Origin of the sequence: Bacillus sp. ok061 (genome assembly GCF_900108285.1) — a bacterium.
Taxonomy (GTDB): Bacteria; Bacillota; Bacilli; order Bacillales; family Bacillaceae_G; genus Bacillus_A; species Bacillus_A thuringiensis_S.
In genome coordinates, this window is the sequence record NZ_FNUW01000014.1 from 25,150 (window position 1) to 48,153 (window position 23,004).

Below are 23,004 nucleotides of genomic sequence, written 5' to 3' on the forward strand. Positions count from 1 at the left end.
GTCACCTCATTTACAATATAGTCTTGGTCAAAATAACATATGTATGTGACAAATAAATGGAAACATGTACAAGTTGATTTAGTAATAATGATTTAAATGTCTAGATAAGGGGATGGAGTATGATTGAATTGGAAATTAGGATGGAGCGTCTTAGGAAAGAACAAATAGGCGATATTGTAGCATTATCTTCTTATATTGGCTGGGATTATAACAGAGAAGAAATTGAAACAGTTTTTAACTTAGGTATTGTATACGGCGTCTAGAATGAGCGTAAGGAACTTATTGCTAGCGCAGCAATAATATTATATGGGGAGGTGTTGGCATCTATCGGAATGGTAATTGTACATCCAGATTATAAGGGAAGAGGAATTGGAAAGATGATAACGAATTCATGCATGAATAGCGTATCAGCTCAAACTCCATTTATGCTTATTGCTACGGATGAAGGGAAGCCCTTATATGAAAAATTAGGATTTAGGGTAGTAAGTTATGTTTCTAAATATATTTGTAACTCGTACAATGCGAATCATAAATGTGCAGAAAATGAAGAATATATGGTGGTTTATAAAGAGGGTGATCTAGAAGGAATAATAAAAATAGATGAAGGCGCATTTGGGACAAGCCGAAACGAGTTTTTAAAACAAAGAATTATGCAAAGTGAGCGGTGTGTCGTTGTAAAGGATACGAAAGAAAATGTAGTAGGATACGGTATATGTATACAAACGCCAGAAAATAAAATAATTGGACCAGTCGTTGCTAAAAATAATGCGATGGCAATGAGAATAGTACATGATTTAGTAAGAGGGCATAATGGAAAATTAAGAATGGATGTACCAGAAGGAAAGAAAGATTTCATGAAAGAATTAGAGATTGCTGGTTTTAAAAAGGTGAATACACCACCAATTATGATGAAAAATAGTAATCGGTTATTAAAAAGAAATAGTGAACTATATAGTATTGCAGCACAAATTTTTGGATAAAAAAGAATCCTTTTAAATGAAGGATTCTTTTTTGAGCTAATTTAATCACGATATTGGTCATGAGTTGGCTGAAAGAGGTCTTCCTCGATATCTCTCACCATAGAAAAATGATCAACGTTATAATGACCGTGTAAAGTTTTATTGTGATGAGCAATAATTTGCTCTGCAGACAATACGTTAGAATCAGTTGTTGAATGACCGTTTTTAATTAATGTAACGTCAAATCCTTGTACAGTGGCTGTCCTAACGGCAGTATCAATGCAATGTTCTGTTTTACAGCCGCCTATAACAATATGCTTAATGTTTTCTTCTTTTAAAAGTTCAAGTAAAGAAGTGCCGTAGAATGAATTGGTTGCTGCTTTATTAATAAAGATTGCAGACTGAGGTACTTGAATTTGATTATGTACTTCAAATCCTTCGCCACTACCAGAAGCAACATCGACATCTCTTACGAAAACAATAAGAACATTGGAATCTATTGCTTTCTGCATGGCTGTATTTAGTGTAGATAATAGCTCGGTTTTACGAAAAACTTCATTTTCTTGCTCATTTCCATCAATTAATTCTTGCTGAGCGTCGATAATTAGTAGTGCTTGTTTCATCGTGTCTCCCCTTTAATATGAAATAAGTTCCACTGTACATATTCCTTCAGATTGTTAGGAAATCCTCCATTGCAAGCGAATTAGAAGATTGATTTACAAAGTTGTCAAAGAAATTTCATTCTCATAGCGTGTAAAAACATGTATGATAGGAGATGGAGAATTTTTGAGTAGGTGGGAATAACATGCAAACAGTAGAAGATTATCTTTCATTCTTACATACGAAAGGATTTAAATTATCAGAGGAAGCACAAGGGTTTATTATGTTTGGACAAGGATATACTGGTGCGTCTGATGGGATTGTGAATGCAGCAATAGAAGCGACAATTAAACATCAATTGCAGTTTGATGGTAGTTATTTCGTTGCGTTATTAGAACGATTGAAAGAGGAAGAAATTACAGATAAAAAAAGCGCTAAGGCTTTTATGCGGAAGTTACAAGCGTAACTTCACGCAGCCTGCGCTTCTTTTTTTGTTTTGGAAGGCAATTCAACAAAAATCATGCCCAGGAAAATACATAGACATCCGATAATAGCAGAAATAGAAAGTTGTTCATTTGCAACGAGAACGCCTGTTAATGCAGCAAAAACGGGTTCCATTGCGAAAATAATTGCTACTCTCGTTGGAGAAGTGTGCTTTTGGGCCGATGTTTGAATGAAAAAAGCAATAGATGTTGCAAACAGGGCAGTTAGAAAGAGTGCGAATAAAAAAGATTGATTCGTCCATAGTGATACTGAAAATAATTTTTCCCAATCTTCAAACAAGAAAGCGCAAATAGAAGAAAATATACCAACAGCTAATACTTGAGATGTGCTTAATAATAAAGGTGATATTTTCTTAGAAAAGAAGCCGTTAATAAGAATATGGGCAGCGAAAGCGATTGCACAACCGAGAACAAGTATATCTCCTATATTTAATTGGAAAGAATCAGCAGCTGTTAATAAGTATAAACCTGTTGTAGCTACAGCAATACCAAGTACAATGAAAATGGTAGCTTTTTGTTTTAAAAAGATAAAAGATAGAATTGGTACCATAACGATACTAAGCCCTGTTAAGAAGCCTGCTTTTGAAGAAGTTGTATAAAGTAAGCCGAATGTTTGTAATACATAGCCAACACATAAAAAGAACCCAACGATTAATCCAGCGAGGCTACTCTGTTTTATATCTTGTTTTGAAGTGTTTTTTGAGAAAATCATTTGAACGAATAATAAAATAATTCCAGCGAATAAAAAGCGAATACCATTAAAAGTAAATGGACCAACGAAAGATATAGCGTTTTGAACGACAACAAACGTAGCTCCCCAAATAAAAGAGACAAATAATAAAGCAAGAGGAGCAATCCACTCTTTTTTCACACTCATACCCCCGTTAATTTTGTAAGATAGCTTTTCTAGCTAATTCATCAGCTACTTTATTTTGACTACTTGGAATCCACTTAATAAAAAAGAGATCGAAACTTTTTATGTACTGTAGTGCTTCCTCTAATAGTGGTGCGAACATTTTATTTTTTGCGTATTCTTTTTCGACAGCTCGCTCGACAAGTTGTGAATCTGTACGAAAAGAGACAATGTTATAATTATGCTCCGTGCAATATTTTAATGCCGCAAGTAAAGCGTGGTATTCTGCTTCATGATTGGACATTGTCCCAAGGGGCAATGATAATTGTACAGCTGGTTGAACGCCTTTAATAAACACCCCTGCACCAGAAGGACCAGGATTTCCTTTTGATGCACCATCAATATATACTTCAATCAAAATGAGAAACCTCCAAATTATAAGATGATCCCCTACTTAAATATTTTTTGAAGTAGGGGATAGAGTAGTTATCCGATTGTGATGCTGTAACGACATGTAAATGTTTCATTCGCTTGTAAAGATTGAATTCCCTTTTTGTCCTTGAAATCTTTTGCTGGTTTTACTTCATCAGCGATTCCATACCAAGGTTCAATACATAAGAAAGGTGCGTTATCCCCTGGTGTCCATACGCCGACAAATGGGAACCCATCAAATTCTACTTTTACAAATTTATTATGTTTATGAGAACGAATCGAAATTTCATTTGTATTCATATTTTCAAAAATAAGTGCATCATTTTTGAATAAATCATATGTAAGTGGCAATTCAGTCGTATTTTCAGCGATTAATTGCTTTTTGTTTGAAAGATAAGGTCCTTCTAATACGCTTGTTTCTAAGCGTTCCGAACCATTAAACGATAAGTGATAATCTGTAAATGATTCACCGTCCAATAAAGGGAAGTTGAATCCAGGATGTGCTCCGATTGAGAAGAACATCTCTTTAGAAGTAGGATTGTTTACTTCATATGTTACATGAACGTTTTGTCCTTCTAGCTCATAAGAAACGAGTAATTCGAATTTGTATGGGTATTTTTTTAACGTTTCTTCATTACTAGTAACGATATAAGTGATCTTTGTTTCACTTTGTTCTTTCACAGAGAAAGTAAGATCACGAGCGAAACCGTGTTGTGTTAATGAATATGGTTTACCGTCTACGTAGTATGTATTATCTACTAATCGGCCGACAATTGGGAACAAAATTGGTGCGCGACGTCCCCAATATGTAGAATCACCTTGCCATAAATATTCTGTGTTGTCTTCTTTTAAGCGAACGCTTTGTAATTCTGCACCTTTGTCAGAAATGGAAACGATCACTTTTTCATTTTGGATTGTTGCTGTCATGAAGTGAAACCTCCTAAATCTTTCATATGTTTCATTATACGTTGTCTAAAAGGAAAAAGGTAGTTTATGATAGGAATCTATTGACGAAAGAGGGGCTACCACGTAAAATATAATCTTGTTGCTTAAAAAACGAATAACGTGGTTCGAAACCATCCCACGTAAAAAAACTAAGGAGATTTTGTCATGAATATTAGAACTTTAGTCGGTAATGGTATTTTAGCGGCATTATATATTGCTGTTTCTATGCTTATTCAGCCATTTGGCTTTACGAATGTACAATTTCGTATTTCAGAGATGTTTAATCATCTCGTTGTATTTAACAAGAAAGCAATTTACGGAATTGTATTAGGTGTATTTTTAACGAATCTCTTTTTCTCACCTATGATCGCTTACGATTTAGTATTTGGAGTAGGGCAATCTATTCTTGCGTTAGTTGCAACGATTATTTCTATGCGATTTATTAAAGGTGTTTGGGCTCGTATGATTTTTAATACAGTTATCTTTACGATTACAATGTTTATGATTGCAATTGAACTTCATCTTGCATTGGATTTACCATTTATGTTGTCTTGGTTAACGTGTGCAATCGGTGAATTTGTTGTCATGGCGATCGGTATGCCTGTAATGTACTGGATTAATAAGCGAGTACAATTTGAAAGATTTATGTAATAGATGAAAGAGCTATTCCTATAGGGATAGCTCTTTTTGTATGTAATCATATTGAATATAATGCTGTGACTCTTGATAAAATATAATAAAATAAAGTGAGGCTTTCATTAGCTGGCTACATATAAGAAGTCTTACATAAGGGGAATCTAGTATGAAATATAAAATTCATTGGTTGTATAAAACGAAGCGAGGATTGCAGACGGAATTAACAACAGATTATATGAACATAGAAGAAATACTTCAATTTGCAGAGGATTTTGAGAAAACAGGAAGAGCTAAGGAACTTTTATTTTACGATGAAATGGATGCAGAATGGTCATTAAAGGAAATGAAAAAACTGAGTAAACAAGTAGAGGAAGAGCCCCAAGAAATACTCGTTTATTTTGATGGGGGGTATGATGTGCAAACGAAAGAAGCTGGCGTTGGTATATGTGTGTACTATAAAAAAGGAAATACAAACTACCGCATTCGCCGCAATGCATATATAGAAGGTATAGATGATAATAATGAAGCGGAATATGCATCACTATTATACGGTATGAATATACTCGAGGAACTAGGGATTAAGTATGAAGCAGTTACACTTCGCGGAGACTCACAAGTGGTACTGCAGCAATTAGCCGGAGAATGGCCTTGTTATGATGAACATTTAAATCATTATTTAGATCAAATTGAACAAAAGGCGAAGCAAATGAAATTAAAACTTGTATGTGAGCCGATATCTAGAAAACAAAATAAAGAAGCACATCAATTAGCAACGCAAGCATTAGAAGGAACAGTTATTGATAGTCATAAAGAAATAACCGAATAGAGAGGTGCAAAGGTGGATAAAAAGCAACTCATTACAGAGGTAAATGACTTATTAGAAACATATTGTGAAGGATGTTTCTTGCGAGAACATAATCGAAAGACAAATAGTAAATATTATGCACATTCATTTTGTATAAGACAGTGTACAGTTGGAGAAACATTGAAAAAGTATGGAGAACAGTTGTCATAAAAAAACATCCAGAGAAAATTCTCTGGATGTTTTTTTAGTGCTTTGCTTCTTTTAATTGCTGCTCGCATTTGCTTAGTTTCTTTTCCTCGTTCATTAAAAATGGTTCATCTAAATCTACTGCAACAGATTTCATAATTTCAAGCTGTGAGCGAGCTGCTTCTACTGCAGTAGTGGCATGCTCTAATGTGTCTGGATCCATTGAAATTGTTGCAGAACCTACCATCTTTTGTGCTGTTTCTACACGGAATTTTACTTCTTCAAAATCATTTACTTCTGATCCCATTAATAATTCCTCCTTTGTATAGTGCGCATTTTACATAGTTTTTGCTCTGTAAAACGGAAATATACAAAGGAATAACAAAGAAGGTTACCAAGTAAGGTAACCTCCTGTTATATGTAGGATTAAAGTTTTACTACGTTAGCAGCTTGAGGTCCACGGTTACCTTCAGTAATGTCGAAAGATACTTCTTGACCTTCTTCTAAAGCTTTGTAGCCGTCTCCTTGAATAGCAGAGAAATGTACGAATACATCGTCAGCGCCTTCCATTTCGATAAATCCAAAACCTTTTTCGTTGTTAAACCATTTTACTTTTCCTTGCATGTTACAATTCCTCCTAAAAGCGTTTACTATTTTCATTTAGTGAAATTCATTTAAAGAAATAATATAAACTAAAAATGCTATATTCTTGAATATTCTGCTAAATGATTAATTTAAATATACACGAATTGGGAGAATTTAGTCAAGTAAGCGGTTTTATTTTTTTATATTTTTAAATAATTTTCCAATCAAATTTTAAATAGGTATAGGACAGGCCGAGTATGTAATATTCTTAATTGAATGCTATACATAACGAGGTGAAAGAATGAATAAGTCTTACTTATTAGATAATGAAGGAATGAGAACGAGAACTGACATACCGAATTGGGTTGCAAAAGAATTTGAGATTTTTTCAAGTGTCGTGTTAGAACCAACTTTTCCATGTTATTTCGGTTTAACTGCTTTGAAAAAGAATGAACTTCGTTATTCATTTCTTTCTCATAATGATTGGAGTCATTTGCCGCATACAATGTTATCTTTTTTAGAGTTAATGAAAGAGAGGCCGATTGTAAGAAGGGGCTTTTTCCTTTTTGTAGAACCGCAATGTGAAGAACAATCACTCGAATATTACCGTGATTCCTTTTGGAAAGTGTTACAGTATTTACATGAAAACGATAATCAAGCATGGCCAAAGCAAATTCCTGAAGATCCAGACCATTATTTATGGGAATTTTCATTTGGTGGTGAGCCAATATTCGCATTTGGAAACGCGCCAGCTTATAAACAACGAAAAACTAGACATTTAGGGAATTCTCTCGTTATTGGGTTTCAGCCACGCACTATTTTTGATGGATTAGAGGGGGATCGTCCTAAAGGAGCATATTCAAGACAAATGGTCCGTGAGCGAGTTGAAAAGTGGGATCAATTGCCGAAACATCCTAACATTAGTCATTATGGTGACCCAGAGCATCGTGAATGGAAACAATATTTCATAGGAGACGATGTAGAACCAATAAAAGGGAAATGTCCTTTTCTTCATAGGATAGAAAAGTAAGAGCCATCACCTAGATGGCTCTTTTGTATATTTTGGATAAAAAAGGGTATTTTATTATGAAAGCTAGTCTATTTTTTCAAATTACATCATTAACTAGTAGTAAAGAGATTAGAAAGGATAGAGCGATGTTTGGAGCAATTATACAGCAAATCGTATTAGGTATTTCATTAGCTGCGCCAGTAGGGCCGATTAATATTGAAATGTTAAAACGAGGAATTGAACGTGGGTTTTGGCATGCTTGGGTTGTTGGAATTGGTGGAATGACTGCAGATGTTTTATTTATGCTTCTCATTTATTTCGGTTTATCTTCTGTGTTTATGTATACATATGTACAAGCCTTCATGTATTGCACGGGTTTTTTCTTGTTATTTTATTTAGGATTTCAAAGTGTAAAACAAGGAATTTTCCACTCGAATATGGAATATAAAAAAGAAGAGGTAGGTGGCCTTAAGCAATCGTTTATGGCAGGATTTTTAATTGCGATATCCAATCCATTAAATCTTGTTTTTTGGTTTGGTATATACGGAAGTACACTTAGCTCATTACTTACGAAGGTAACGAAACAAGAAGCTTTTTTGTACAGTCTTTGCATTATTGCTGGTATTATTTTATGGAATTTAAATATTGCTTTTTCTGTACATTTTGGAAGAACTTTATTAAAACCAAAAGCACTTGGCTACATAACAGCCGGAGCAGGTATTATTTTAGTAGGTTACTCTATACATTTTGCATACAAAGCTTTACAGTTGTTCACATAAGATTGAAGGGGAGATTTTTATGTATCGAACCACTATTGACGGAAAAGAAATTATCATTACGTTAGCGCCAAAAATCCGAAAAGAAATTATTGATAGAAATCCACTATATGAAGCGGTATTTCATAATGCTGCAAGATTGCTACAAACAAAGCAACCGACGTTTGCAGTAAATCATGAAATATTTGGTCTCATTATTGGAGAAGTGCAAAGAGGAGAAGTAACAGTGTTTGCAGTGGAACATATTATTCCGAAGCAAAATATATTTGGACCAAACAATTTTTTCTCGACAATAGAACAGCAGGCAAATTTGTAAAGTGAATAGAAAAGAAATAGTCGTAACGATATGTTGCGGCTGTTTTTTGGGAAAAGGGGAAAACAAGATGAAGAAAGTGGGGAAAGAGTTCTTTTTACAACATGATATCGTTATTATGTATAGCATTCTATTTATTTTCATTATTATTTTAAAAATGCAATTTTTCTCTTGGGTTGGCATGTTAGCATGTATGTTTGGGATTGTTTTCTATACACTTAATGAATATATGACACATCGTTTTTTATTTCATATAAAGCCACCTAAAAACACATTTCTATTAAAAATGTTAAGAAGATTACATTATGATCACCACGTATATCCAGATGATTTAAAACTTTTGTTTTTACCTGTATGGTTTAGTATACCTAGTTTTACTATATATTTACTTATAGCATATGGTATTACAAAAAGTGTTACTATTACACTTTCATTTGGAATCGGAATGATTATTATGCTGCTCGTTTACGAATGGAAACATTATATTGCCCATAGACCGATTCGTCCCGTCACTAAGTTTGGAAGATGGCTAAAAAAACAACATATATTACACCATTATAAAAACGAAAAGTTTTGGTTCGGTGTTTCAAATCCAGTATTCGATTTTATATTTGGAACACTTAAAGACGGAAAAGAGGTTGAGTTAAGCGAAACAGCTCGTAATTTAGAAAAGGAAAAAAAGACAAAAGTAGTGCGTTAAGCACTGCTTTTGTCTTAATGAGGAAAAAATAAGTAAGGTGTCACTTTATGTTGAAAAAGTATATTAAAAATTTAGGGGAAATTGCCGAAAAATGTCTATCAAAAAATCTTTGCATGAATGCATGGATTGTCTACAATAAGTATAAGTTTCTGAATATTTATAAAATTTAGTCTTTATGTATGCAAGGGGGAAGTGCATTTTAAGTAAGAGAGGGGATCGGTTAATGAAACGAGATGATACATCAGCACGTAAGTTGCAAAATGAGGTGAATTATACAGAGGTCGTTCAGTCGGAAGAGTTTCAATTGTTATTAAATACGAAAAAGAAGTTTATCATTCCAATGAGTATTTTCTTTTTTAGTTTTTTTATCGCATTACCTATTTTAACATCGTATTCAAAGGTGCTCAATACACCTGCATTTGGTGACGTTACATGGGCGTGGGTATTTGCTTTTTCCCAATTTATCATGACATGGGCACTATGTATGATTTATAGTAAAAAAGCAGAATTATTTGATGAAATCTCCCAAAAAATTCTGCAAGATATGCAAAAAGGGAGGGGCTGAACTTGAATACTACTGCGTTTGCACTATTTTTAATTATTGTTCTTGGTACGCTTGTCATAACCTATTTTGCATCGAAAAAAACGAAAAATGCGAGTGAATTTTATACGGCTGGAGGGGGATTAACTGGTTGGCAAAATGGTCTGGCCATTGCTGGAGATTACATGTCTGCTGCTTCATTTCTTGGTATAGCCGGGGCAATCGCATTAACTGGGTTTGATGGATTCTTTTATAGTATCGGTTTTTTAGTTGCTTATTTAGTTGTACTATATCTTGTTGCAGAACCGCTTAGAAATTTAGGAAAGTACACTTTGGCGGATATGATTGCAGCACGCTTTGACGCGAAAAAAGTTCGCGGAGTTGCAGCTCTTAATACGATGACGATTTCTATCTTTTATATGATTGCACAATTAGTTGGCGCGGGTGCACTTATTAAATTATTATTAGGGATTGAATATACGACATCTGTATTAATCGTTGGAACACTTATGACGGTGTATGTTATTTTTGGTGGTATGACAGCAACGAGCTGGGTACAAATTGTAAAGGCTGTATTACTTATGGCCGGTACGTTTATTATTTCTGTTATCGTTTTCGCAAAATTCAACTTCAGCGTGACTGAAATGTTTGCCCAAATGAAAACAGCTACACCATTAAAAGATTCATTTTTAAATCCAGGTGTAAAGTATAAGGATGGCCTTGATACACTTTCTTTAAATTTAGGACTAGTACTTGGTACAGCTGGATTACCACATATACTTGTCCGCTTTTTTACAGTACGTGATGCAAAAACTGCACGTCAATCTGTCGTATATGCGACATGGTTAATTGGTGCATTTTATATTATGACGATTTTCTTAGGATTTGGTGCGGCAGCGTTTGTAGGAAATGAAGCGATTATTAAAGCGAACCCAGCGGGTAATATGGCAGCACCTTTATTAGCCAAAGCGTTAGGTGGAGACTTCTTATTTGCTTTCGTATCAGCAATTGCTTTTGCAACAATTTTGGCTGTAGTGGCAGGTCTCGTATTAACGGCAGCATCAGCATTCGCTCATGATTTTTATAATGAGATCATTCGCAAAGGGAAATCATCGGAAAAAGAGCAAGTATCTATGGCTCGGTATGCATCTATTGGAGTAGCGATATTATCTATCATACTTGCATTATTTGCCCAAACATTAAACGTAGCATTTTTAGTATCATTAGCATTTGCAGTTGCAGCGAGTGCAAATCTACCAGTGATTTTATTTACAATATATTGGAAGCGTTTTAATACAACGGGTGCTATTTCCGGTATGATTGTAGGGCTCGTATCAGCAATTGTTCTCGTAGCGTTGAGTCCGAATGTTTGGAACCCTGTAGCTGGAAAAGCTATTTTTGTTGGGGAAGCGATATTCCCATATACGACACCAGGAATTATTTCAATTCCGCTCGGATTTCTTGCAGCATATTTAGGAACTGTTTTATCTAGTAAGAAAGAAGATGCAGCGAAATTTGATGAAATTCTTGTGAAATCTAATACTGGTCACGGTATTAGTGATGCGTCTTCACATTAAATAAAAGAGGAGCTTTTCGATAGATAAGAAAAGCTCTTTTTTCTTTTGTCATTTTCTTGTAAATATTACTGATTTGTAAGTAGGATTTGTCTTAATTTTGTGGAATGAAAATAGCAGGGAGAAATTTAAGTCATCATGGCACCAGCGCAGCTTTTGTGAAAAATAAGTTGTTATGGAAGGTGGAAGTAATGATGAAAACGAAGCAAACTGATGAATTATTAGCAAAAGATGAGCAATATGTTTGGCACGGAATGCGTCCCTTTAGTCCAAATAGTACAATGGTAGGGGCAAAAGCTGAAGGGTGCTGGGTTGAAGATATACAAGGAAAAAGATATTTAGATGGTATGAGTGGTCTTTGGTGTGTGAATAGTGGATATGGAAGAAAGGAGCTCGCAGAAGCGGCTTATAAGCAATTACAAACATTATCATACTTTCCAATGTCACAATCTCATGAACCAGCTATAAAGCTTGCTGAAAAATTAAATGAGTGGCTTGGGGGAGAGTATGTTATTTTCTTCTCAAATAGTGGTTCAGAAGCGAACGAAACAGCTTTTAAAATAGCAAGACAATACTATGCGCAAAAAGGTGAACCACATCGTTATAAATTTATGTCACGTTATCGTGGGTATCACGGGAATACAATGGCGACAATGGCAGCGACGGGACAAGCGCAGCGTAGATATCAATATGAACCGTTTGCTTCAGGTTTTTTACACGTAACACCACCGGATTGTTACCGTATGCCTGAAATTGAAGGGCAGCATATTTATGATGTAGAATGTGTGAAAGAAGTCGATCGTGTTATGACGTGGGAATTAAGTGAAACAATTGCCGCTTTTATTATGGAACCAATTATTACAGGCGGGGGCATATTAATGCCACCACAAGACTATATGAAAGCTGTTCATGAAACGTGTCAAAAACACGGTGCCTTGCTTATTAGTGATGAAGTAATTTGCGGTTTCGGACGTACAGGAAAAGCATTTGGATTTATGAATTATGATGTGAAGCCAGATATTATTACGATGGCAAAAGGGATTACGAGCGCATATTTACCATTATCTGCAACAGCTGTGAAAAAAGAAATATATGAAGCATTTAAAGGGAAGGGAGAGTATGAATTCTTCCGACATATTAATACATTTGGTGGAAATCCAGCAGCTTGTGCATTAGCCCTTAAAAACTTAGAGATTATGGAAAATGAAAATTTAATTGAGCGATCTGCGCAAATGGGTTCCCTTTTATTAGAGCAACTAAAAGATGAAATTGGGGAACATCCGCTTGTTGGGGATATTAGAGGAAAAGGTCTATTAGTTGGAATTGAATTAGTAAATGATAAAGAGACGAAAGAGCCAATTGATAACGACAAAATCGCAAGTGTCGTAAATGCTTGTAAAGAAAAAGGGCTTATTATAGGACGAAACGGTATGACGACAGCAGGATATAATAACGTCTTAACATTAGCACCGCCGCTTATTATTTCAAGTGAAGAAATTGCCTTTGTTGTTGGAACGTTGAAGACGGCGATGGAACGTATTTAATAAATAGAGAGAGGAGCGAGCTGTAATATAAGGCTCGCTTTTGTTTAGTAGGAGGGGACTTTTAATGGAGAAATATGATCCGAACAAACATTATCACATCGGATATTATGAAGATGGATATGATTTAGAAGTGACGGCGTACAAAAGAATAAATGAACCAGTTTGGGATGCTTATCTTCCGCACTATGAGGCAGACGGTTTTTATAAGAAAGTGGAGGAAATGAAACTAGGCGAATATATAGATGATTATGGTATTAAGGTGTATTCATTTAGTATGATATCGATGATGATGATGAAGCACGAATTATTTTTGAAAAATGGTTAAAAAAGAACGGGATTGTTTAAAGATAAAACAAAAAGGAGATTGCTATCTTATAAGATAGCAATCTCCTTTTATTATAGTAAACTTATTTACTTGCTTTCATTGCTTTATCTTTTGCACCAAAAGTATATTTTAACATTGGTGGTGTAATCATTGTAGTTAAAATAACGACAATAACGATTGCTGTAAAGTAATCTTGTGCCAATAGACCTGAAGAAAGTCCTGTTCCTGCGATGATAAGTGCAACTTCACCACGAGAAACCATTCCAGCACCGATAATTGCAGAAGACTTTGCATCAAATCCAGTCATGCGTGCACCGAATCCACAGCCGATTAATTTCGTTAATACAGCGATAACAGTTAATGCTAAGATGAACCAAATTTGATTGCCGATACCGTCAAATGTAATATTCATACCGATACTAACGAAGAATACTGGAACGAACATAGCATAAGCAATTGGTTCTACTTTCTTTTCTACTTCATGTTTGTAGTTCGTTTGAGAAATTGCAATACCAGCAGCGAAAGCACCGATAATACCGGCAATTCCTAATAATTCGCCGAAATATGCGAATGAGAAACAGATGATAAGAGCCGCGCTCACGATAGACTCAGATACGCGTAGTGGTGATAACCAACGCATAATCGCAGGAACACCTTTCCAACCGATTAAAATAATAGAAGCGAAGAATACAACCTTCTTCAAGATAATCATTGTTAAGTTAACATCATCAGTGCCTAAGAAGCTCATTGCGAATGCTAATAAAATAACAACAAGAATATCATCAAATACAGCTGCGCCCAGCATAGTTGTACTTTCACGTGTCTTCATCTTTCCTAAATCGCGAAGTGTTTGAACGGAAATACTAACACTTGTCGCACATAGAAGTAATCCTAAGAATACAGCGTTTCCTTGTTCCATTCCCATAACAAGACCGGAAACGTAACCACCTACGAATGGAAGAATGATACCCCCGAGTGCAACTGCTAAAGAAGAATTACGATTTGCGTTTAATTCATCTAAGTCTGTTTCAAGTCCTGCCATAAACATTAAAAGAATAACACCGACATTACTTAATTGTGTTAGAAGCTCTGAATTTTCAATCCAACCTAATATAGCTGGGCCGATAACGATACCGACAATTAATTTACCTAGCACAGAAGGTTGACCTAATCTAACACTAAGATCACCAGCAAGCTTTGTACTTAATAAAATAAGTGCAATTTGAAAGAAAAATTCGAATTCCATCTGATCCTCTCCTCGTCATTTTTAGTTTTATCATACGATTTCTCGGAATTTGCCTAATGAAAATATGTAAAACCCATTAAACAAAAGGGTCTGATTACAAGTTCTTTTGAACTCGTAATTTGAACCTGTAATTAATATATAATAAAATTTATTAAAAATCAATGAAAAAATAGCAGATTTTCATGATGGAATTTGATTTAGGTATGAAGGGAATGGCTATATAATAAGAAGAAATAAGGCAACATTTTTAATGAATTGGAGAAGGAAACATGTTATTAAATAAACGTTTTACAATTGGAGAAATGGCAAAAATGCATAATATCGCAGAATCTACATTAAGGTATTATGATGAAAAAGGAATTTTTCATCCGTCCATTGTTGATCCTCAAACGAATTATCGTTATTATACAATCGATCAATTTTCACTGTTAGATACGATTAAATTTTTACGCCAGTTAAATATTCCGTTAAAGGAAATTAAGAAATATATTGATGAAAGAAATCCAGCATACGCACTCAATTTACTGGAAAAACAACAAGAAATGATGTTGAAAAAACAAAGAGAAATTGAGTATGCTTTGGCGAAAATGGAGCATAGAATTCATTTAATTAAGGAAGCAACAAAAGCAAAAGCTGAACAAATGGTAATTAAAGAGATCCCGCAGCGAAAAATTACAGCAATTGCGGTTGCTCCAAATACGACGGATGATATGTTTGAGTACTACATCCATTCGTTGCAAAAAAATATGAGGCAAATGGATGATAGTTTATTTTCTGGAGATATTGGTGTAACTGTTGCGAAAAAAGGATTAATGCAAAATGAGTTTCAAGCATATAGCAGTGTTTTCATTCTTTTGGATTACATGCCCTTTCAAGTGCATAGCTCAGATGAAATTAAAGAAGGTATGTTTGCCTGTGTATATCATCATGGACCGTATGAAGAAACTGATGAAACATATAAGAGGTTAATGAAATATATTGATCAAGAAGGGTACGAAGTAAGTGGAGATGCGATTGAGATTGCATTAATCGATTGGTCTGTAACAGAAAATCCAGAGGAGCAAGTAACAGAAATTCAAATTCCTATAATGAAAAAATAAAGCAATAAGTTGTAGGACTCGTATAATTACAAATGAGGATCAAACACGATAATTAAGTTACTTATTTTTTAATTCTCTATTGACCTTCAAGTTACTTGAAGGTTTAAACTAAGAAAAGAGAGTTGAAAAAAAGGAGCATATTAGAGTATGGAAGCAACAGAAAAGTTAAGAGAAAAACCGATAAAAAGCTTATTTATTTCATATTTAATACCAGCCGTCCTCGGAATGGTATTAATGTCAGTTAATATTGTAATTGATGCGGTAATGATTAGTCGGGGAGTTGGAGCAAATGGATTAGCAGGAGTAAACGTGGCTATTCCAGCGTTTTCGATTTTCTTCTCTATTTCATTATGGATTGGAATGGGCGGGGCAACGTTATATTCAATTGCATTAGGTGAAAATAAGCGAGAAAGAGCAAGGTCTATTTTTACTCAATCCATGACAGTAGCAGTTGTTATTGTAGGTGTTTTAGCAGCTATTTGCTTATGGAGAATAGAAGATTTAGCATACTTATTTGGTGCAAATGAAGTGATTTTACCGTATGCATTAGACTATTTACACGTATTATTAACATTTGGAATGATATACGTTTTAGAAAATATTTTAAGTACATTTATTCGAAATGATGGAAATCCTAATTTAGCAATGGCAGGTCTTGTTGTAACGGCTGTATTAAACATAGTGTTTGACTATATCTTTATTTTTATTTTTGGATGGGGCGTAACAGGTGCTGCTTCAGCGACTATTCTTTCGGCAGCGATTGGTTTCCTTGTATTATTAACCCATTTCTTTAGAAAAAGTAGCATTTTAAAATGGACGAAATTCCATTTTGAATGGGATACTGTCAAACAAATTATGGTGATTGGTTTCCCAAGTTTTACAGCAGAAAGTACGGTTGCAATCGTAACGATTGGTTTTAATATCGCATTCGTCCAATATGCAGGAGAAGTAGGAGTAGCTTCCTATGCGATGGTGAATAGTATTCATGCAATGGCATTACTATTATTCTTCGGTGTAGGTGCTGCATTGCAACCGATTGCTAGTTTCCATTATGGTGCAAACTTATCAGAAAGATTGCGTGAAGGATTGCAGTTTGCTGTGAAAATTGCTGTTGTACTTGGGGGCATTGCGATAATTGTCGGATTATTCTTCGGGAAATATATCATTGGTCTATTTGATGTCCAATCTCCAGAATTATTGGAGTTAACATTAACGGGTATTAGCTTATTCTTTATTCAATACGTATTTTTAGGCTATAACATCGTGTATGGAGAGTACTTCCAATCAGTGCGACAAACGAAGGAATCAGTACTGATTATAATGAGCCGAGGGTTACTATTTATTCTTCCATTGTTATGGATTATGCCAAAATTATTTGGGATAAACGGAATTTGGCTCGTTATGCCAGTTGCGGAAGTAATGACTGCGATTATCGTATTTACGATGAATCGTATGAAACATCCTGTTCCATTAAATATAGCAGGAGAGAAAGAAGCGATATGATGAAGAAAATCCCCTTAAGCAATTAAGGGGGTTTTTTATTCCTTTAAACTAATCGCAAAAGATCCATCTGTTTCTTGAACAGAAGCGAAAGCAACGTTTTTAATATGTGTAATTCCTTTTTCTTTTAATTCTTTATATAACCATTTTTTATTTTTATGGATTAACTTTAAGTTATCGTATTGAATTTGTGAATCGACGATAAGTGCAATTGGTAATCCAGCATACTTAACATCTATGTTTAAATCTTTTGGAGTTAATGGTACAAGTTCTCTTTTTGGTAAAATACTAATAGCTCCGTTCGCTTCTAAAATGGCGTATTCAATTTCATGAACACTTGGATATCCTGCAACGCGAAGATTAGAAAGTAGTTCGGCAATGGGATATCTACTTTTTTGTAAGTTCTCAAAAATAATATCACCATGTTTAATTAAAATGATAGGGTGTCCGAGAATAAAACGATTTAGTTTGTTGAATAGGCTTAATTTTGTAAGGAGTAAATGTAAACATGTAATAACAACCATACCGAGAAATGCTTGTAAAGCACCAGAGACGGGTATGGCCTGGAAAGCTAAATAAGATAAAAAAATTATAGCCCCAAAATCATGAGGAGTTAGTTGTGCTAAAGCAGACTTACCGAGCATCTTAAGTGATAATAAAAATAAGATAAAAAAGAACGATACGTTACATAAAAAGAGAAGCAATAGAGACACTCCTTCGTGCAAAGTTGTACTTACTGTTCCCGAAAGTAATATAAATATTACCTTTCAGAGGAGAAATTAGGGTTTATTGAAATCTGTCTGTATACAAACAAATAAATGGATATTATCATGAAGGAAGTAAAAGAAAATAGGAGTATATGAATATGAGAAAGAAGAAAATAATGAAGTGCATTTTAGTTGTCATAATGATTTGCGCCGTGTATATGGGGTTTTTACAATATCACATTTATAAGCATGGGCATATGAATGCAACCTACGATGCTGACTACATAATTGTACTAGGATCGAAAGTAAATGGGACGAAACCATCTTATTCATTGCAATATCGTATTGATAAAGCAGCTGAATATTTAAAATCACATGAGAAAACAATTGCTATTGTATCTGGCGGACAAGGAAAAGGTGAAGACATTTCAGAAGCATTAGCAATGAAACAAGGATTAATAAAACAAAACATCGCAGAAGACCGTATTATAATGGAGGACAAATCTACGAGCACAGATGAGAACATTACATTCTCAAAACCGTTAATACCAGCCGATATGAAAAAAGGTATGATCGTAACAAACGATTTTCATATGTTTAGAGCAAAAAAAATAGCGGCCAAACAAGGTTTACAATTAGAAGGTCTTCCGGCAAAAACACCGAAACCAATCATCATTCCATCGAATGTACGAGAATATTTAGCAATTACACAATATTGGTTTATGAATCGAATATAGAGAAAATAATCCCGCCTGAAATTTCAGGCGGGATTATTTTAGAGGAAAATCTTACAAATATGTCACGTTAGTGAAAGGTAAAGCGATAGTTTCTAGAATGGTTTCCTGACATAATGAAGGTAACAAAAACTATTTAGAGGTGAATCGGATGAAAGGAAATAATATTTTATCTTCGTTATGTTACTTTAGTATCTTTTTTGCACCATTTTTACTACCAATTATCGTGTACTTTGTTGCAGAAGATGAAGTGAAGTATCACGCGAAAAAAGCATTTTGGTCACATGTTTTCCCATACGCAATCTTATTTGGAGGACTAGCAGTATCAGGCATGTACGGTTTAGGTTTCAATCAATCTGACGGTGCTGGAATTGGAATGATTATCACATATGCAGTGTTCATTCTTGTAGGAATTTACTACTTCATTTGGAATATCGTAAAAGGTATTAAAGTTTTGAAAACGGCGTAATAAGACAAGAAAAAATTTCATTTAAATTACCGTTAATATAATTTCATTTACCGTATTCATAGACGTTTTAAAAAAAGAGCAATTCAAAAAAGAATTGCTCTTTTTGTGCTTATAAGTTGTGAATATTGAAAAAGATGTGTTAATTTTTCATTATGAAGAGAAAAAGGAGTGATTTTCATGAATGAGATAATACATAAGATGGAGCAACATGTTTCAGTTCGTAAATATAAAGAAGAATCAATTCCGAAAGATGTAGTAGAAAAGATGGTGCACGCTGCACAACATGCAGCTTCATCACATTTTGTACAGGCGTATTCTGTTATATATGTAACAGATCAGGAATTAAAAGCTAAACTAGCAGAGCTATCCGGAAATCGCCATGTGAAAGAATGTGCAGCATTTTTTATTTGTTGTGCAGATTTAAAACGACTTGAAATTGCATGTGAAAAACATGGTACAGAGATAAAGCATGAGGGAGTAGAAGACTTTATCGTTGCGACGGTAGATGCTTCACTTTTTGCGCAAAACTTAGCACTAGCGGCAGAGTCATTAGGCTACGGTATTTGTTATATTGGTGGTATTCGTAATAATCCGAGAGAAGTGAGCGAATTGCTTCATTTACCGGATAAAGTATATCCTGTATTCGGAATGACAGTCGGTGTACCAGATGAAGAACATGGAGTTAAACCACGTTTACCAGTAGCAGCAGTTCTTCATGAAAATGGATATAATGAACAGAAATATGATGAATTACTAAATGAATATGATGAAACGATGAGCGCGTATTACAAAGAAAGATCATCAAATCAAAAAAACGTAACGTGGACGGAATCAATGAGTTCATTTATGTCCAAAGAAAAAAGAATGCATATGAAAGAGTTTTTAAGTGAAAAAGGTTTAAATAAGAAGTGAGTAAAGAGGCAAACCTGTGATGTGGGTTTGCCTTTTTTGGAAGGAGAAATACCTAAGTTCTTTATTCTTTCTGAACTTAGGTATTTTGTTTGTTATCATATACATAGAAATAAAAATTAATAATTTTTTACAAAAGTGATAGAAAAAGAGAATGAAATGCCAATAGTAAGTAAAAGCAGCTGCTAAAGGGGAACTGAGGAAGGAAGATGCTTATGATTTTCAATTCTGAAGAGGATTTAATTATAGCTATGAAAAAACATGATCAAGATGTTTTGAAAGAAGTGATTGATCAATATGGAAAATTAATTTTGTACATTATTCATAAATCATTAAGTACCCCTATTGAAAAACAATATGTGGATGATTGTTATAACGATGTATTTACTGTCATTTGGTTTAATATCGACCAATTTGATACAGAAAAGGGAAACTTAAAATCTTGGATGATTGGTATTAGTAAATTGAAGGCATTGGAATATAAAAAGAAAGTATATAAAGAGAATATAATCGATAAAGACGTAGAAATAGATACAGGTGTCCATGATAGGTATGAAATAGAACAAGAAGAAGAGATTATGGAAATAGTTCAAGATTTAAATAAGAAAGATCGATATATATATTTAAAGAGGTATATTGATGGATATTCCATTGACGATATCGCAAAAGAATTAAAAGTAACGGCGGATTATATATACAATCGAATTTCTCGTGGGAAGAAAAAACTTCAAAACTGTGGAAAGGGAGTGTGTAATATGGATAAAAGATTATTATCGATGTTAAATGAGCTCCAATATTCAGAAGAAGAAATTGCACGTTTAGAGAAAGAAGCGAATGAATCTATAAATATAGATAAGTATTATGTGAAAAACGGGGAGTTATTGAAGAAATTAACGGTGCAAATGTTGGAAGAATCAGTTCGGAAAGAGTTGCAAGAAGGAGAGGAAATACAATGTGAAATATTAGTGGAAGAAGGAAGTCTTGTAAATTCTAAAGTTATACCTAATATATTAACCACAGGTGCTACATTTTATTATTACATTGTTTTAACTAATACAAGGTTACAAATTATAGCGTTAGATTGTTATTTTAAAAAGTTAAATGAATACAGTGTATTAGTAAACTCAATTCAAGCAGTTTCGCAACATAAAAAAATGAAAAATGTATATGGAATTAAAATAAATAACAATTATATACAATTAGGAAGTAAAGAGTATAATCAAGAATTAGCAGTTTTAATTGGAAAGCTAAAACAATGTGGAGTGAAAGAAGAGAGATATAAAGATTTCGAAAAAAGTTGGATGATTTTTTTCAATGTGTTTGTAATAGCGATAGCTGGGCTTCTAGTTTTAAAATATTTAATGTGAAAATAAAAAGCGGCATAATAGCCGCTTTTTATCGTTTGGTTAGTATTTTATTTATGATTTTGTATTTTGAAAAACTTACTTATAATAAATGCAAACTTTCAATAAGAAGATACATACCCGTGCAACTTAAAAGGATGTACGTAAATATTTTGAAAATCCGTTGATTAAGCCATTTGAAAATAATTTGCCCTATATACAAACCTAGAAATACGATTGGAATAGCGTAAAAACTTGATTCCCAAATTGTTTTGTTTGTGCCAGTAAAGAGTATTTGAGTTAGTAGGCTAATGAAATATATAAATAGATAAAAAGCTAAAGTAGTTGCTCTCAATTTCTCTTTTTTCGTATCAGTTCCTGTAAAGTAAAGTAACAGGGGTGGTCCTGGCATACCGATACTTGTCGTTAAAAGACCAGATAATCCACCAACTATGAAATCTCTAGATTGTGTTGATCTAACCTTAACGTTGCATATTAGCAACAATGTTAATAGTAAGAGTAGGATGCTAACTGCTAATTTAAAAGTGTTTATGTTAACGGAAATGAAGATTAAAATACCAAAAGGTACACCAACTATACTTCCCAAAATAAACCTTTTCAGTAGAACAAAATCAACGTCCATTCTTATTTTCCAAATGAGTGAAATGGAGATAATTAAAGATAAAATAATGTTTATTTGTATAGCTTCTTGTGGTAGAAATAACATAAGTAAGAAAGGGGTTGCCATTATGGAAAAGCCAAAACCTGTACTTGCTTGCAGAATAGAAGCCACTAATATAATACATATGAAAATGAATGTAACACCCAAAACAGCCCTCCTCTTTAATCAAGTTTAACTAGTTGAAGTCTCTTATTTAAGTGCAAACTTTCACAAACTTATTTATATTTTAACATAAATATCTAGTTTTTTCTCAAATAGTGTTGCCATATAAGGGTCATTAACTAAAAAATCAGACTGATATTTTTAAACAATTTTATTATTGGGAAACAAATAATGAATGGGATTAAAATCTATTGATTATCATTAGATTATTCACTGAGATCCCCGCGATAAATAAGAAAAGCCATATAAAATTTACAAAAATACAGCATGTAGCTAATAAACTGCCAATCATTTGAGGAGAAAGAATTTCTAACAGCCCTCCTGTAAAAAACATAGATAACTGAATAAGAGATCCGTAAACGGAATAATGGAATGAAAAACTTTACCCATCATATTTTCGTGTGTGTAAGTTTGAAGTAATGTCGTATCAAGTGGAACGAGGATTCCTCCTGCTATGCGCATACAGAATAAAGTAACGATACCGATAATAAGTTGATCGGATAGAATGAATCCGAGAAAGAAAATTCCTTGAAATAAGTAGGCTCAACCGAATACTTTTTTCATTTTTTCTTTATTATGAGACATATAAAGATTAACGAGGAGGCTTCCAATCATAAGCCCAATGCCTTGAACTGTATATAAAATTCCAATGTTAGTGTGGAAAATTCTCTCGGCATAGATCGTTAGGAATAGCTGATAAGCGCCTCCAATAATGCCCCATGAAATGCCGACAAGAATTAATGTTAAAATAATTTTTGTTTGTAATATGTATGTATGTATAACCATCTTTTATATCAGTGAAAAATGTTTCTTATTCCATATTAAACGATATTTTGTTAGTTGAAATCGCAAATAAGAGGGATATA

General features: G+C 33.9%; 26 protein-coding genes, 4 pseudogenes and 1 riboswitch. Of the genes and pseudogenes, 20 read left to right on the forward strand and 10 right to left on the reverse strand.

The genetic code is table 11. The features are described from left to right. Window positions 1-119 precede the first annotated feature (119 nt). Window positions 120-980: pseudogene (locus C4S65_RS18500) on the forward strand (GNAT family N-acetyltransferase). Window positions 981-1,021: 41 nt separating this feature from the next. On the opposite strand, the gene C4S65_RS18505 reads toward C4S65_RS18500, so the two are convergent. Beyond that, window positions 1,022-1,582, reverse strand: a complete 561-nt coding sequence (locus C4S65_RS18505; RefSeq protein WP_000806326.1) for a cysteine hydrolase family protein — start codon at window positions 1,580-1,582, stop codon at window positions 1,022-1,024. A 182-nt stretch (window positions 1,583-1,764) separates the two neighbouring features. Between C4S65_RS18505 and C4S65_RS18510 the strand changes: the two genes are divergently transcribed. Further along, window positions 1,765-2,025, forward strand: a complete 261-nt coding sequence (locus C4S65_RS18510) for a DUF6123 family protein (RefSeq protein ID WP_001195212.1) — start codon at window positions 1,765-1,767, stop codon at window positions 2,023-2,025. 2 nt (window positions 2,026-2,027) lie between these two features. Here C4S65_RS18510 and C4S65_RS18515 read toward each other — a convergent pair whose 3' ends face one another. From C4S65_RS18515 to C4S65_RS18525, 3 genes are all read right to left on the reverse strand, one after another. Continuing rightward, entirely contained in the window at window positions 2,028-2,933 is a 906-nt protein-coding gene (locus tag C4S65_RS18515) for a DMT family transporter (RefSeq protein ID WP_000712598.1), read from the reverse strand. A 13-nt stretch (window positions 2,934-2,946) separates the two neighbouring features. Continuing rightward, complete coding sequence (locus C4S65_RS18520) at window positions 2,947-3,333, reverse strand: reverse transcriptase-like protein (protein WP_000573873.1); 387 nt, start codon at window positions 3,331-3,333, stop codon at window positions 2,947-2,949. Between the two features lie 68 nt (window positions 3,334-3,401). After that, complete coding sequence (locus tag C4S65_RS18525) at window positions 3,402-4,274, reverse strand: aldose 1-epimerase family protein (RefSeq protein WP_086405892.1); 873 nt, start codon at window positions 4,272-4,274, stop codon at window positions 3,402-3,404. A 132-nt stretch (window positions 4,275-4,406) separates the two neighbouring features. Beyond that, window positions 4,407-4,451, forward strand: a riboswitch (PreQ1 riboswitch). A gap of 6 nt (window positions 4,452-4,457) precedes the next feature. Here C4S65_RS18525 and C4S65_RS18530 point away from each other — a divergent pair. The 3 genes from C4S65_RS18530 (at window position 4,458) to C4S65_RS18540 (ending at window position 5,943) form a co-directional block, all read left to right on the forward strand. Then, entirely contained in the window at window positions 4,458-4,943 is a 486-nt protein-coding gene (locus C4S65_RS18530) for a QueT transporter family protein (protein ID WP_001026473.1), read from the forward strand. A 151-nt stretch (window positions 4,944-5,094) separates the two neighbouring features. Then, window positions 5,095-5,754, forward strand: a complete 660-nt coding sequence (locus C4S65_RS18535; protein WP_086405893.1) for a ribonuclease H family protein — start codon at window positions 5,095-5,097, stop codon at window positions 5,752-5,754. Window positions 5,755-5,766: 12 nt separating this feature from the next. Beyond that, window positions 5,767-5,943, forward strand: a complete 177-nt coding sequence (locus C4S65_RS18540; protein WP_000358801.1) for a zinc-finger domain-containing protein — start codon at window positions 5,767-5,769, stop codon at window positions 5,941-5,943. 34 nt (window positions 5,944-5,977) lie between these two features. On the opposite strand, the gene C4S65_RS18545 is transcribed toward C4S65_RS18540, so the two are convergent. After that, complete coding sequence (locus tag C4S65_RS18545) at window positions 5,978-6,226, reverse strand: DUF2564 family protein (RefSeq protein WP_000534399.1); 249 nt, start codon at window positions 6,224-6,226, stop codon at window positions 5,978-5,980. A gap of 119 nt (window positions 6,227-6,345) precedes the next feature. After that, on the reverse strand, window positions 6,346-6,543 hold the full coding sequence (gene cspB / locus C4S65_RS18550) for a cold shock-like protein CspB (protein ID WP_001161731.1): 198 nt from the start codon (window positions 6,541-6,543) through the stop codon (window positions 6,346-6,348). A 262-nt stretch (window positions 6,544-6,805) separates the two neighbouring features. On the opposite strand from cspB, the gene C4S65_RS18555 reads away from it, so the two are divergent. The 8 genes and pseudogenes from C4S65_RS18555 (at window position 6,806) to C4S65_RS18590 (ending at window position 13,306) form a co-directional block, all read left to right on the forward strand. Continuing rightward, a complete protein-coding gene (locus C4S65_RS18555; protein ID WP_001043774.1) occupies window positions 6,806-7,534 on the forward strand; it encodes a YqcI/YcgG family protein in 729 nt (242 codons plus the stop codon). 14 nt (window positions 7,535-7,548) lie between these two features. After that, on the forward strand, window positions 7,549-8,292 hold the full coding sequence (locus C4S65_RS18560) for a LysE family transporter (protein WP_001196840.1): 744 nt from the start codon (window positions 7,549-7,551) through the stop codon (window positions 8,290-8,292). Window positions 8,293-8,311: 19 nt separating this feature from the next. Then, entirely contained in the window at window positions 8,312-8,605 is a 294-nt protein-coding gene (locus C4S65_RS18565) for a hypothetical protein (RefSeq protein WP_000286356.1), read from the forward strand. 67 nt (window positions 8,606-8,672) lie between these two features. Next, a complete protein-coding gene (locus tag C4S65_RS18570) occupies window positions 8,673-9,302 on the forward strand; it encodes a sterol desaturase family protein (RefSeq protein WP_000755392.1) in 630 nt (209 codons plus the stop codon). 223 nt (window positions 9,303-9,525) lie between these two features. Beyond that, a complete protein-coding gene (locus C4S65_RS18575) occupies window positions 9,526-9,867 on the forward strand; it encodes a DUF485 domain-containing protein (RefSeq protein ID WP_086405894.1) in 342 nt (113 codons plus the stop codon). 2 nt (window positions 9,868-9,869) lie between these two features. Further along, window positions 9,870-11,420, forward strand: a complete 1,551-nt coding sequence (locus C4S65_RS18580) for a sodium/solute symporter (RefSeq protein ID WP_001098233.1) — start codon at window positions 9,870-9,872, stop codon at window positions 11,418-11,420. A gap of 191 nt (window positions 11,421-11,611) precedes the next feature. After that, a complete protein-coding gene (locus tag C4S65_RS18585; protein WP_000850959.1) occupies window positions 11,612-12,961 on the forward strand; it encodes an aspartate aminotransferase family protein in 1,350 nt (449 codons plus the stop codon). Between the two features lie 64 nt (window positions 12,962-13,025). After that, window positions 13,026-13,306, forward strand: a pseudogene (locus C4S65_RS18590) (DUF3986 family protein). A gap of 62 nt (window positions 13,307-13,368) precedes the next feature. Here C4S65_RS18590 and C4S65_RS18595 read toward each other — a convergent pair. Further along, the gene (locus C4S65_RS18595) at window positions 13,369-14,532 is read right to left on the reverse strand and encodes a cation:proton antiporter (protein ID WP_061666858.1); all 1,164 of its coding nucleotides are present in this window, start codon (window positions 14,530-14,532) and stop codon (window positions 13,369-13,371) included. 269 nt (window positions 14,533-14,801) lie between these two features. Between C4S65_RS18595 and C4S65_RS18600 the strand changes: the two genes are divergently transcribed. Continuing rightward, window positions 14,802-15,632, forward strand: coding sequence for a MerR family transcriptional regulator (locus tag C4S65_RS18600; protein WP_000925913.1), 831 nt, complete (start codon window positions 14,802-14,804; stop codon window positions 15,630-15,632). A gap of 147 nt (window positions 15,633-15,779) precedes the next feature. Then, window positions 15,780-17,135, forward strand: a complete 1,356-nt coding sequence (locus tag C4S65_RS18605) for an MATE family efflux transporter (RefSeq protein WP_098838396.1) — start codon at window positions 15,780-15,782, stop codon at window positions 17,133-17,135. Between the two features lie 35 nt (window positions 17,136-17,170). On the opposite strand, the gene C4S65_RS18610 is transcribed toward C4S65_RS18605, so the two are convergent. Then, window positions 17,171-17,836 carry a DUF421 domain-containing protein gene (locus tag C4S65_RS18610; protein ID WP_098838397.1) on the reverse strand — a complete coding sequence of 222 codons (666 nt, stop codon included), beginning with the start codon at window positions 17,834-17,836 and terminating at the stop codon, window positions 17,171-17,173. Window positions 17,837-17,997: 161 nt separating this feature from the next. Between C4S65_RS18610 and C4S65_RS18615 the strand changes: the two genes are divergently transcribed. The 5 genes and pseudogenes from C4S65_RS18615 to C4S65_RS35265 all read left to right on the forward strand — a co-directional run bounded on the left by C4S65_RS18615 (window position 17,998) and on the right by C4S65_RS35265 (window position 21,318). Beyond that, the gene (locus C4S65_RS18615; protein WP_001227671.1) at window positions 17,998-18,576 is read left to right on the forward strand and encodes a YdcF family protein; all 579 of its coding nucleotides are present in this window, start codon (window positions 17,998-18,000) and stop codon (window positions 18,574-18,576) included. Between the two features lie 148 nt (window positions 18,577-18,724). Then, window positions 18,725-19,042, forward strand: coding sequence for a DUF4870 domain-containing protein (locus C4S65_RS18620; RefSeq protein ID WP_000678056.1), 318 nt, complete (start codon window positions 18,725-18,727; stop codon window positions 19,040-19,042). 177 nt (window positions 19,043-19,219) lie between these two features. After that, window positions 19,220-19,954 carry an oxygen-insensitive NADPH nitroreductase gene (nfsA, locus tag C4S65_RS18625; RefSeq protein ID WP_098838398.1) on the forward strand — a complete coding sequence of 245 codons (735 nt, stop codon included), beginning with the start codon at window positions 19,220-19,222 and terminating at the stop codon, window positions 19,952-19,954. Window positions 19,955-20,160: 206 nt separating this feature from the next. Then, window positions 20,161-20,682: pseudogene (locus C4S65_RS35260) on the forward strand (sigma-70 family RNA polymerase sigma factor); the annotation flags it as partial. Window positions 20,683-20,706: 24 nt separating this feature from the next. Next, window positions 20,707-21,318 carry a flagellar motor switch protein FliG gene (locus tag C4S65_RS35265; RefSeq protein WP_042973234.1) on the forward strand — a complete coding sequence of 204 codons (612 nt, stop codon included), beginning with the start codon at window positions 20,707-20,709 and terminating at the stop codon, window positions 21,316-21,318. A 79-nt stretch (window positions 21,319-21,397) separates the two neighbouring features. Here the strand turns inward: C4S65_RS35265 and C4S65_RS18635 are convergent, their stop codons facing one another. Continuing rightward, window positions 21,398-22,123 (reverse strand): sulfite exporter TauE/SafE family protein, encoded by a 726-nt coding sequence (locus C4S65_RS18635; protein ID WP_000539221.1) that lies wholly within the window; start codon window positions 22,121-22,123, stop codon window positions 21,398-21,400. Window positions 22,124-22,319: 196 nt separating this feature from the next. Beyond that, window positions 22,320-22,943: pseudogene (locus tag C4S65_RS18640) on the reverse strand (MFS transporter); the annotation flags it as partial. Between the last annotated feature and the right edge of the window lie 61 nt (window positions 22,944-23,004).